This is a genomic window from Vibrio sp. OPT20 (assembly GCF_963889365.1).
In the GTDB taxonomy this organism is placed as follows: Bacteria; Pseudomonadota; Gammaproteobacteria; order Enterobacterales; family Vibrionaceae; genus Vibrio; species Vibrio splendidus.
Genome location: NZ_CAWPOA010000052.1, coordinates 26,980 through 37,967 on the forward strand (window position 1 = coordinate 26,980; position 10,988 = coordinate 37,967).

Sequence of the window (10,988 nt, forward strand, 5' to 3'; positions counted from 1 at the left end):
TCACCGGAATCACCGCTAGCGAAAAGCGTGCTGCAGTGGCCAATAATGGATGAACGTTGGTCACACCCATTTTGATCATCGAGAAATTGAACCCCCAAATTGCCATAACGAATACCGCTAACAACAAATCATTTCTTTTCATACTCACCCCTCCTTTGTTTTGAATGAGTATCCCTTGAACAATAAAACCAGTACAGATACAATTTTTATAATAAAAACCAGTACAGTTAATAGCGGTCGTGACAATGAGCATTTACAGAAAGCTAGCCAATCAGTTTATCGATGAGATAGAAACCGGCAAAAGACCGGAAGGCGGACGCATGCCTTCGCTGCGTCAATTGGCCAAGCAACAGGCGATCAGCATGTCGACCGTGGTGAGCTGCTACCAAGAATTAGAATCACAAGGTTGGATCCATTCTCGACCGCAAGCGGGATATTTTGTTTCTCCTCATAAACCTGCTCACTCAACCCCAGAGTGGGCACAGTTTGAGAGTAAGGTGTCGAGCGTTATGCAAACCTCATCGACTCACAACTCAATCAATGGGCCTTTAGGGGTCTCTAGCACCACCAATGATGAACAATCGATTGTAGAACTGGAACGTAGTTTCCGCCGCGCTACTAGGCGTATGAGCAACAGGCTTAACCATTACCCAGATACACAAGGTGAGCCGATGTTACGACAGGCATTATCCACTCATTTTGCCAAGCTCGATGTGCACTTTTCACCTGAAGAGATGGTGATTACGGCTGGCTGTATGTCAGCGATTAAGGCCGCACTTGAATCTTGCACTAAAGAAGGCGACACCATCGCTATTAGCTCGCCATGTTTCAACGGTATTCTGGAATTGCTCGGACAAATGTCGCGAAAAATCATCGAGATCCCGTCTCTAGATGATGGTGTCGACTTGCAACAACTGGAAGCGCATTTGAAGAATAAACGAGTGGATGCCGCGATCTTTTGTACCTCTCATATGAACCCTCAAGGGATCAATATGTCAGCCACTCAAAAGCAGAAACTGGCTGAATTAGCGAATCACTATCGAGTGCCGATCATTGAAGATGATGTGTATCTGGAACTGTCCTACTCCTCACACACGCCGCTGCCAGCAAAATACTATGACAAAGGCGGCTATGTATTATGGTGTGGATCGGTATCGAAAAGCCTGTCACCGAGCTACCGATTAGGATGGTGCTTACCGGGTAGGTTTATCAACGAATACAAGGCTCAGTTTTCTGCAGCAAGCTATGGCGTTGCCCTGCCGACTCAGCTTGCGGTTGCTGACTTTATCGAATCTGGTCAATACGCAAAACACGTTCGAAGAAGGTGTGCTCAAATCCTTTCATTACGCCAGCAATACCTAAGCTATTTAGCTCAGCATCTTCCTCAAGATGTGAAGATAAGTAACCCACAAGGTGGCATGGTACTTTGGCTGCAAATACCCAACTTGAACCAATCAACCTTTGCTCAGGCAGTTGCTGACCAGAACATTGATATCAGGCTTGGGTACCTGTTCAGCACTCTCGACCTTTACAGCAATTGCTTACGCATCAATATTGGTTACTCGTTAGAGGGGAAAGCCAAGCAGCAATTGGACGACTTAATAGAACTGATTCACATTCATAGGTAATACGTTCTAATTCATAGGCAATACGTGCTAGTTAATAGCTAATACGTGCTGGTTAATAAACAAAGCTAGCACACCGTAGCTTTTCATAATCGACCTTTTCATAACCACTCGAACACCGAATTTTAATAGCCTTTCATCATAAAAAAGAAGGCTATTATTCCCATCTGAACTAGGTTAAAGCCCCGAACCGTAAGGAAAATCACTCGCCTCAAAACCCTTAAATACTGAGTTTGCAAGCACGCACAAAAATATGCAACTTGGCTAATGACACCTCACTTTTAATCGTCAATATACAGCCGTCAGCGCTGGCGTTTTCCTGTATTTGAAGAGAACTATTATGAGTGATAAAACAAAAACCAAACCACTACCTTCCTTTATCGAAGAACGCTTGAACTTCTATATTCAAGACCTAATTACCCAGAACCAAAGCCAAAAGCATTTGGTTTTGGGTAAACGTCCACCACGCAACGCTGTTGTCATGCAGAGCAATGATTACCTAGCCCTGTCACACAACAAGCCGATCCAACAAGCTCACCAAGCGGCGATCAGTGAACACGATGACAACGTGGTGATGTCGGCCATTTTCCTGCAAGACGAAGAGTCTAAACCTGCGTTTGAAACCGAACTCGCAAGCTATGTGGGAATGGAGAGCTGTTTGCTTTCTCAGTCTGGCTGGGCTGCTAATATTGGGCTATTGCAAACCATCTGCCCACCAAGCACACCTGTGTACATTGACTTCTTTGCACACATGTCGCTATGGGAAGGCATTCGCGCTGCAGGCGCCCTCGCCCACCCGTTTATGCATAACAATATGAATCACCTGCGCAAACAGCTAGAGCGCCACGGCTCAGGCGTTATTGTGGTCGATTCGATTTACAGCACAATCGGCACCATCGCCCCACTACGCGACATCTACGAAATGGCGCAGGAATTTGATAGTGCCGTCGTCGTTGATGAATCGCATTCACTGGGTACGCATGGGGAAAATGGAGCTGGCTTAGTTCACGCATTGGGTCTCACTAATCAAGTCGACTTCATTACCGTCAGTTTGGCTAAGACCTTTGCTTATCGTGCAGGTGCTATCCTTGGGCCAAAGCAGCTTTCAGAAACCTTACCTTTTGTCTCGTATCCAGCTATTTTCAGCTCGACCGTGTTACCACAAGAGGTGGTTCGTTTAGAGAAAACATTAGAGGTAATAAAAGGTGCAGAAGACAAACGAGAAGCCTTATTCAAAACCGCTAAATCGCTCACTACCGGCCTCAAGCGGATTGGCTTTAATATCCGCAGCGAGTCTCAAATCGTGGCACTAGAGTGTGGTAGTGAAAGAAACACCGAACGTGTTCGTGATTTCCTCGAAGAACGAGATGTATTCGGCGCGGTTTTCTGCCGCCCCGCGACGGGCAAGAACAAAAACATCATCCGCTTTTCGGTCAATGCCGACATGACACCAAGAGACATTAACCATGTGCTCACCGTTTGTCATGAAGCGTACAATCATCCGGAATTAGAGTTCGTGTGATTGTAAGGGTAATTCACACAACAGGATTCTTTGAAAGATAAGACCTCTTCCGATTATCAATATAAACGGCAGGACTGAATGGACGCTATCATGTCGCTAAACAAAAAGAGCCCAGCAATTCGCTGAGCTCTTTCTTGTGTTTATGTTCGCTGACAAAATGGCCGTGCGCATCAATCTATAGCATTCACTAAATCCAGTGAGCAATCTTATCGAACAGTCTGTTTTTATCTGCCGGTTTGACGATAAAGTCTGACATGCCTGATGATTCCATTTTTTCCAATGTCACAGGAGAACTGTCACCTGTGTGAGCAATAATTGGCACCGAAGAGTACGCTTTATTAGCACTTCGAATTCGGCGTGAAGCTTCCACTCCGTCCATGATTGGCATCTCGATATCCATAAGAATTAGATCGATATCATCGCTGTCCAACGCGTCTAAGGCTTGTTGCCCATCTTCTTTCTGCACGACATCAAAACCCTGCTTTTCCAATAACATCGCGGTAAATCGGCGCAGAGATTCGTTATCATCGACCACCATGATCGTGCGCTTATTGGTAACCTCTAACGGTTTTACAGAAACTGATGGCATCACATAGTTGGAGTCGAAAAGTAAGCGTTCGATGGTCGCCTTGGTATTCAGTAGCCAAACTTGTGTTTCCACCCAAATAGGTTCAAAAGCAACGTTTCGGACACGTTTAATTGGGTGATGTTCATACAAATAGATGATTCGAGCTTCAGTGAATGAAAGTAAAGATTCAATCCTATCGAGGCAACTTGCTCTTAAATCCAAGCTCTCCATGTCAACGAATATCAAGTCGAATTCGAACTGGTATTCCTTATTTTTAAGCGCTGATGCTACATCCAACACCGTGAGCTCAAAACCCATAAAACGGGCTACCTCAGTCATTTTATTGGTGAGAACTTTCTGATCACTCACCATTAGCACAGTCTTAAGTTTAGTCAGTTCACTCTTGATTTCTTTCACCGAATGGGAAGACAACGATGGAAAAGTCATCGTGAACTGTGTCCATTGATCCACTTCAGACTGACATTTAATTTCACCACCAAACGAGCGCATTACCTTCTGACAAAATGGCAAACCTAAGCCGTAATTACCCGATTGGCCAGTAGTATAAAAGTCCTGGAAAATGCGTCGAATCACATCATTTGAGATGCCTGATCCGTTATCGGTAACCATTATTTGATTGGCCACTTCATCACTACACATAGTGACATGAATATGAAAATCTTCAGGGCTGCGATGGTGGAATGCGTTCTTGAACAAGTTATACATCACGTACTTCAACAAAGTGTCGCTACCCAAGAAATCAAAGTTACTCTGTACGTCTAAAGAGATTGCTGATTTATCGGCTGAACGCTTGTAGTTAAAGCTGTCTATCGCCCCCTCAATCACCGCTTGTGCTGAATGCTTCTTGAAGGTAGATCGAGATACTCGGTTTTCATCAATTGAAGTCAGTAACAGGTCAATCGTCTCGTTACCTGAGTGAATGATCTCCATCGCTTCATCGCCCACCTCACGTAACTGTATGACTTCTTCGTTGCTTAAAGCATATTGCCCTTTGTGATCACCACTTTTAGGGTTCGGCAATATGGACTGCATAACATCAATAGAGGTCAACAAACCGCTCAGGGGGTTTCGCATCTCGTGCGCGATACCGGCTCCAAAAGATTTCGCCAACGATACCTTATTCTCGTGTTCCATCTGATTGCGGAAGTAGAACAAGTTGCCAAATAAGTAGATAAACAAAAAGATTGGCACATGCGTCCAATCCATTGTCAGTTCTAGGTAGAAGCCTTGTGCAATCCAAGCGCACAAGGTCGCCATCCCAATACCGGCAAAGGTTTGTGCAAACATCACTCTCGTCACGTGCACTAATAAAATATGGAGGAAAATGGCCGACATGAATGACATAACCCAAACGTTGGACCAATTATTCATGAGTAGCATGTAGAAGAAGAAACCCGGCAAACAGATAGTTACAGCAACTTGATAATAAGCCGGAAGGTATTTTCGCCATTCAAATGGGACACGATTGCGATAGATAATGCCGAAAAATAACACTGAGCAAAACAGACGCAGCATTAAGTTTTCATAAGGTTGAGGAAACAAGAACTCCCACACTATGTAGTAAATTGGGAAGCCGACAAAGCCCATCCAACCCACGAGAGTAAGGTTTGGTTCTGCGTATTGATAAACTTTACGAATAGCGTTCATACGAAATTCTTTATTCTCTAAGCCCTAACGTTTACTAATTCTATGGTTTGATTTTTATTCTTATATTTTGGCGTCGATTATATTACACATCACCTCCGAGCAGTGAGGTTTCAATCAAATATATATGAAGGTATTTGCTTTTAATCTTAGTTTTTGGGGCTTATGTTTATGCTTATAAAAACAACAAGGCCTCGTAAATACGAGGCCTCCTAATGGATATGCGATGCTAGTTCAGTAACGAGCCTAACGTATCGGTAAATAGATGTGAGTTATCAAATCGCATTCGTCCACTTCATGAACAAGATTCACATATTGGAAAAAGCATGGAAAATCCCTTAGTTCCTCTCCGCTTTCAGGTAACCAATTTCGGTACAAGTAATAAACAGTGTCACTGATTAAGTCATGGCTTCCTTCATGAATAGCAACAGCGCATCTGCCGCCAGGAATAACACCAGACTTCACGCCAAAAGTATTTTCCGGCACATTCCCTTGGTGAACTCCGCAAATATCAAAACGAAACTCGTCTTCCACGATGTCGGCTGGGTCGGAATAAGGTACTCCATAAGTGTGGCTCGTTTTTACGGGAGAGAGCCCTGTCGATTTTCTCCAATCAATAAACTTGGCTGCCGTGTTGTAGACAAGCTTAGGGCTTCCCTTATGTTCAATTAAAGCGACTTGTGTTTCACAAAACTCTACGACTTTTACGTCCATTACCCTGTCTCCAGTTTTCGGTGGGTTAAACTCATACTTTGAATGCCAAGATGGCCAATTGGGCTGTTTTCTAAACTGGGATGGCGTTTGCCCAAAGTTTCTAGAAAATGCACGAGAAAACCCCTCGAGACTTTCAAAATGCGCTTCAAAGGCAACGTCTGTAACACTGTGTTCGGGCTCAAAAGCTAATCGAAAAGAAGCTCGTTTTAAGCGCGCCAACAGCACATATTGAATGGTGCTAATACCCATGAATGATTTAAAAACACGGTGAAAATGGAATTTAGAGCTCGCTCCAACAGAGCTTAACTCTTCCAAACTCAAAGCTTCATCTAAATGGCCATCGATGAAGTCACATACCTTCCGTATTCTTCGTTCATGGTGCTTCACTACATTCATTTTTCTTGTACCCAGTTAAGAATTCGTAGAAATGATACCCACAGAGAATCGCATTCGCCTGACTGAGATTGCGATATTCGCAGGTAATGTGCTTTTAAAACTATGGATAAGTATATGTTTTTATAAAAACGAATGGAGGCTATGTTGATGTTAAAAGGAAATATCTCACGATGAGAAATTGAAAATAGGCTCTTTAGCCGATACGGAGCTAAAGAGCCTTACTTTTCATAGTTAGCGGTCACAGTCGAGCTGTACTGCTAACTAATGTGCTTGGCCAATAGAATTAAGAGCTAAGTAAGTTCCAGTTTCGCATTAATGCTCACGATTTCTTGCTGCCATTTTTGTTGCAGATCTGGCTTCTGGTGTTTCGCTTTTCGTGACTGGTCTTGTGTTAGTAACTTTTCCAACTCTAACAGCCTTTCCAACAGCAACTCATCATCGTTTTGAGCCGTCTCTGAGTGATGGTTTTCTCTAGACTCAGATTTGGATAACAACACCGAGCTTGGTGTGGTCTCACTCGCCTCTAAGCTTACGACCTGATTGCCGACAGACATGGCCTCATTAACCGCATCTAAATAAGTCATTTCCACCAGCTGACCATCACTGATATACCAGAATCGATTACATGAACTCTCGATGAGTTCTCGATCATGGCTGACCAACAACAGCCCTCCTTCAAAATGAGTTAAGCAATGCGCTAACTCTTCCTTACCTTCAATATCAAGATGGTTCGTTGGTTCATCCAATAACAAGAAGTGATACTTAGCCAAAGATAGCCCGACAAACAGTAAACGAGAGCGCTCGCCACCGCTTAATTCTGCGATCTTTTGATCGTGTCTTTCATAAGAAAAACCAGCACTGATCAGAGCCATTTTTCTTGCTTCCTGCGACACAGGATAAAACGGGTACAGCGAGTCTATTAATGAGTGCTCATCGCACAGTTGGTTCAAGCTTTGATCGTAATAACCCACTTCGGCTTGCGGATGAAAGTAACCATTACCTTCAAGTTGAGAGGCTTGATAGCTTGCCCATAACACCTTCAACAATGAAGACTTACCTGCGCCGTTCTTGCCTAAAATAGCGACTCGGTCACCGCTCTTTACCTGCTGGAACAAAACTTCAAACAAAGGCGGTTGCTCCTGCGCGGCTGCGATTGGCACCGATGCTAATTCAAGTAAGCGGTTGGCTTTCATTGACTCACCAGAGAGGCTTAGCGTCCATGGTTCAATCGTATCCAAACGCGTCATAGTCGTTCGCAAACCAGCAGCACGTTTCTCCATACTTTTGGCTTTGCGTGCTAGGCCTTCATTATCGAAACCCCTACCCCAAATAGCTAATCGCTGCGCACTCTTTTCAATGCGGTTAATCTCTTTTTGTTCCACCTCTTGTCTTTCAGCGTCAGCGCGATCTTTTTCTTCTAACGCCTTTCTTGCTTCAGTGCAGGTTTGGCTGAAGTATTGCAGCTTTTTGTCACGTAACACCCAAGTACAGTTAGTCACATGGTCGAGTAGCCTTTGGTCATGCGAAACCATGACAAAGGTGCCTTTCCAATCCATCAGAAATTGCTCTAACCAAAGCAAGGTTGGCAAATCTAAGTGGTTGCTCGGTTCGTCTAACAGTAGAACATCAGGTTCGACAATTAAGGCTCTTGCCACCAAGACTCGCGCGTATTGACCACCACTTAAGGTATCAATTGACTGACCCCAATAGCTTTCGTCAAAACCTAAGTTAGACAAGATGATTTGAGCGCGCCATTGCTCAGAGAGTTGGATCTCAGATGGGAGATTATCGATAACAGCATCAAGCATCGACATGCTCAACAGGCGTTTAGGGAGATGTTGCTCAATAAGCGCGACTTCAGCATAAGAAGCAAAAGACACACTGCCGATAGAGTCAGGTAAGTCTTTGTTTAATAGACGTAGTAAGGTGCTTTTCCCACACCCATTGCTACCAATTAGGCCAATACGGTCACCCTTTTTAATGGTGAAAGAAAGCCCATCAAATAAGCGGCATGATGTTAGATCGTAAGAAATAGATGATGTAGATATTAATGTAGTCATTTGTTTACTCAAGTTTCAAGCGCGCGAACACGCTGTCGTCATTTGCTGACAACAACCAAGTAAACTAGAGTGAAGAAACTCTATAGAAGTTTAGTTTTAAATGCTTCGCTCAAGTTTTGGTTATCGCAGCACGATAGTGTTAAAACTTGAGTTTTGGTCGTACCAAAAAATATGCGCAAGGTAAAATTTACACACTTTCATAAAAATCCTCCTTATTTGTATTGAGTTGAACATTAGCGCTAAAAATAAATCACATTGACCTATGAGTCAAAATATTTAGTCGTATTCGACTTGGCCTCAATTTACCCAAAACTTACGTAAGCTAGGTCACCGTGACTCTGTGCATTTTTCTTGGCGTATCGCCGTAATCAATTACCGCGTAATGCTGCGTTACTCTGTTATCCCAAATAGCCATTGTTCCCTTGTCCCATTTGAAACGAACTTGAAACTCAGGGCGTCTCGCAATTTCGAACAGTTGGTTAAGTAAAACATCACTCTCTTGTCGGTCGAGCTCATTGATATAACGAGTAAATTGTTCATTGATATAGAGCGTCTCTTTACCCGTTTCAGGGTGAACTTGAACAACCGAGTGAATCACTGGTGGATTTTCTTGAGCCGTTTTGATTAACGACTTGTGCCAATCAAGCTCAATCTGATCCGACTCTATACCTTCAAAAGCCACCAGCGAATGAGTCGCAGATAAGCTCCTCAGCTTTGCTTTGATGTCTTCATCTAATGAATCAAATACAGCAGTCATCGAACACCAAATCGTATCCCCGCCTACGCTTGGAATATGTTGGGCATGCAACAACGACGCTTTCGATGGCAATTTTCGCCAGGTTAAGTCGGTATGCCAATAACTTTCCATCGGAGCATTGCCTCGCGTTGTTTCTATCACGCTCACCTGAGGTACATGCTCGACGCGAGGAAAAAACGGATGTGCTGGCTCAAGTTGTCCAAAACGATCTGCAATCATCAAATGCTGTTCTGGTGAGAGTACTTGATCACCTAGGAAGATGACTTGATGGGTAATCAGTGCCTGATACACCTTATCGAGTTCATCAGCACTGCATGTAGAAAGCTCTAATTCGTGGATGTGAGCTCCGATGTGAGGAGTAATGGGTTCTATTTTCAACATACTTTCGCTTATTGGGGATTTTGAGTTGCAGGACAGATCTGGCTACTAGGCTAATCTGACTACTAACAGTAAACCGGGAAAATGCAGATTTTCTTTCCCACTTGAAATAAAAAATCGCCTCTCCGAAACAAAAAAAGAGCCCCTAAGCTGGAGCTCTTTTCGTTTTTTGATACTTCCTGTATCCATAGACAAGTCCAATCTGTAGTACTTTCACTGAAAGCCAGATCATCGATATCTCCAGTTGTGTATCAACTTAAATCTAGCACACAATCTTCAAGCTGTTCTGAGACACAACCGAGATAATGAACTTAGTGCCACTCCATCTCACCACTTAGCACTTAGCACTTAGCACTTTGGCACCTAGCTCTAGATCGCCTTCCGTTGCCTTGAACTGTGGGTATGCTTTCTTCATGTAATCACTGATATCAACAGACGTTGGATTGCTTGTGCTTACCAGTACGTTTTCAATATCTGCAACATGCAAGCAAGCTCGACATTAGTAATGCTGATGTGGAATAAGTATTATTAATTTTACTTATGCAGAGCTAAATTCTATCTTGGCTGCATTATTCAACACCATAAACAAACGCGATTACACAGGGAAAAAGACGATGACTGCCATTACCGATTTAGACATTTTGTTAAAGTCCATGTCACCAGAGCTCATTGAAGGTGATTATGTTTTTTGTACTGTAGACGGGGGATTGGCAGACTATGTTCAGCTCAATCCAATCTCGACTTTTCGTGAGAAAGAAGGTTTAACACTGGTTCTGAAAGAAGAAGTTGCGACCAAAGCTCAGCTAGACTTCGACGGTGTGTTTAGCCTGATTACATTGTCGGTACATTCGAGCCTCGAAGCAGTTGGATTAACGGCTGCTTTTGCGACAAAGCTTGGCTCATACGGCATTAGCGCTAACGTTGTTGCAGGCTACTATCACGACCATATCTTCGTTCAGAAAGACAAAGCTGAAGCCGCAATGAGTGCGCTTAGAGAATTTTCAGAAGCGGATTAGTAAAGAATTCTATTGTTCACAGACACAAAAAAAGCGACGTAATCTACGTCGCTTTGGCTTATTGCTTACTGTTCATTCACTGATCAGGCATCAGCTAATGAAACAGTTAAGCAAGCTTAAAAGTCGCCACTTTATCACTTAAACCAGCGGCTTGGCTCTTAAGTTCGTTCGACTCAGTTAAGCTGTCCTGTGCGCCCACAACTAGGTGGTCGGTAACATCTTTAATGGTCGTCACGTTCTGGGTAATTTCACCCGTCACATGTGTTTGCTCTTCAGCAGCCGTCGCG

The 10,988-nt window shown here is 43.6% G+C and carries 8 protein-coding genes and 2 pseudogenes; 3 read left to right on the forward strand and 7 right to left on the reverse strand.

Features of this window, described 5'->3' with window-relative positions; translation table 11 throughout:
- A pseudogene (locus tag AACR09_RS24630) lies at window positions 1–253 on the reverse strand (EamA family transporter); the annotation flags it as partial.
- Between AACR09_RS24630 and AACR09_RS10165 the strand changes: the two are divergent.
- Window positions 246–1,628 carry an aminotransferase-like domain-containing protein gene (locus AACR09_RS10165; protein WP_193834896.1) on the forward strand — a complete coding sequence of 461 codons (1,383 nt, stop codon included), beginning with the start codon at window positions 246–248 and terminating at the stop codon, window positions 1,626–1,628. The pseudogene AACR09_RS24630 and the gene AACR09_RS10165 sit on opposite strands and share 8 nt — an antisense overlap.
- A gap of 337 nt (window positions 1,629–1,965) precedes the next feature.
- Window positions 1,966–3,147: an alpha-hydroxyketone-type quorum-sensing autoinducer synthase gene (gene cqsA, locus AACR09_RS10170; protein WP_193834897.1), complete on the forward strand. Its 1,182-nt coding sequence runs from the start codon at window positions 1,966–1,968 to the stop codon at window positions 3,145–3,147.
- Between the two features lie 187 nt (window positions 3,148–3,334).
- Here cqsA and AACR09_RS10175 read toward each other — a convergent pair whose 3' ends face one another.
- From AACR09_RS10175 to AACR09_RS10195, 5 genes and pseudogenes are all read right to left on the reverse strand, one after another.
- On the reverse strand, window positions 3,335–5,383 hold the full coding sequence (locus tag AACR09_RS10175) for an ATP-binding response regulator (RefSeq protein ID WP_102504135.1): 2,049 nt from the start codon (window positions 5,381–5,383) through the stop codon (window positions 3,335–3,337).
- 243 nt (window positions 5,384–5,626) lie between these two features.
- Window positions 5,627–6,490 carry an AraC family transcriptional regulator gene (locus AACR09_RS10180; RefSeq protein WP_193834898.1) on the reverse strand — a complete coding sequence of 288 codons (864 nt, stop codon included), beginning with the start codon at window positions 6,488–6,490 and terminating at the stop codon, window positions 5,627–5,629.
- 290 nt (window positions 6,491–6,780) lie between these two features.
- A complete protein-coding gene (locus AACR09_RS10185) occupies window positions 6,781–8,550 on the reverse strand; it encodes an ABC-F family ATP-binding cassette domain-containing protein (protein WP_193834899.1) in 1,770 nt (589 codons plus the stop codon).
- A 322-nt stretch (window positions 8,551–8,872) separates the two neighbouring features.
- Window positions 8,873–9,688, reverse strand: a complete 816-nt coding sequence (locus tag AACR09_RS10190) for a TauD/TfdA dioxygenase family protein (protein WP_017087388.1) — start codon at window positions 9,686–9,688, stop codon at window positions 8,873–8,875.
- A gap of 308 nt (window positions 9,689–9,996) precedes the next feature.
- Window positions 9,997–10,169, reverse strand: a pseudogene (locus AACR09_RS10195) (MBL fold metallo-hydrolase); the annotation flags it as partial.
- A gap of 130 nt (window positions 10,170–10,299) precedes the next feature.
- Between AACR09_RS10195 and AACR09_RS10200 the strand changes: the two are divergent.
- A complete protein-coding gene (locus AACR09_RS10200; RefSeq protein WP_102566473.1) occupies window positions 10,300–10,701 on the forward strand; it encodes an ACT domain-containing protein in 402 nt (133 codons plus the stop codon).
- Window positions 10,702–10,807: 106 nt separating this feature from the next.
- Here the strand turns inward: AACR09_RS10200 and AACR09_RS10205 are convergent.
- A partial coding sequence (locus tag AACR09_RS10205; RefSeq protein WP_228010491.1) for a hypothetical protein occupies window positions 10,808–10,988 on the reverse strand: 181 nt, incomplete at its 5' end.

Excerpts from the sequence above, each read along its gene's own strand:
- AACR09_RS10165 (WP_193834896.1), top strand. The coding sequence starts at position 246 with ATGAGCATTTACAGAAAGCTAGCCAATCAGTTTATCGATGAGATAGAA.
- cqsA (WP_193834897.1), top strand. The coding sequence starts at position 1,966 with ATGAGTGATAAAACAAAAACCAAACCACTACCTTCCTTTATCGAAGAA.
- AACR09_RS10175 (WP_102504135.1), bottom strand. The coding sequence starts at position 5,383 with ATGAACGCTATTCGTAAAGTTTATCAATACGCAGAACCAAACCTTACT.
- AACR09_RS10180 (WP_193834898.1), bottom strand. The coding sequence starts at position 6,490 with ATGAATGTAGTGAAGCACCATGAACGAAGAATACGGAAGGTATGTGAC.
- AACR09_RS10185 (WP_193834899.1), bottom strand. The coding sequence starts at position 8,550 with ATGACTACATTAATATCTACATCATCTATTTCTTACGATCTAACATCA.
- AACR09_RS10190 (WP_017087388.1), bottom strand. The coding sequence starts at position 9,688 with ATGTTGAAAATAGAACCCATTACTCCTCACATCGGAGCTCACATCCAC.
- AACR09_RS10200 (WP_102566473.1), top strand. The coding sequence starts at position 10,300 with ATGACTGCCATTACCGATTTAGACATTTTGTTAAAGTCCATGTCACCA.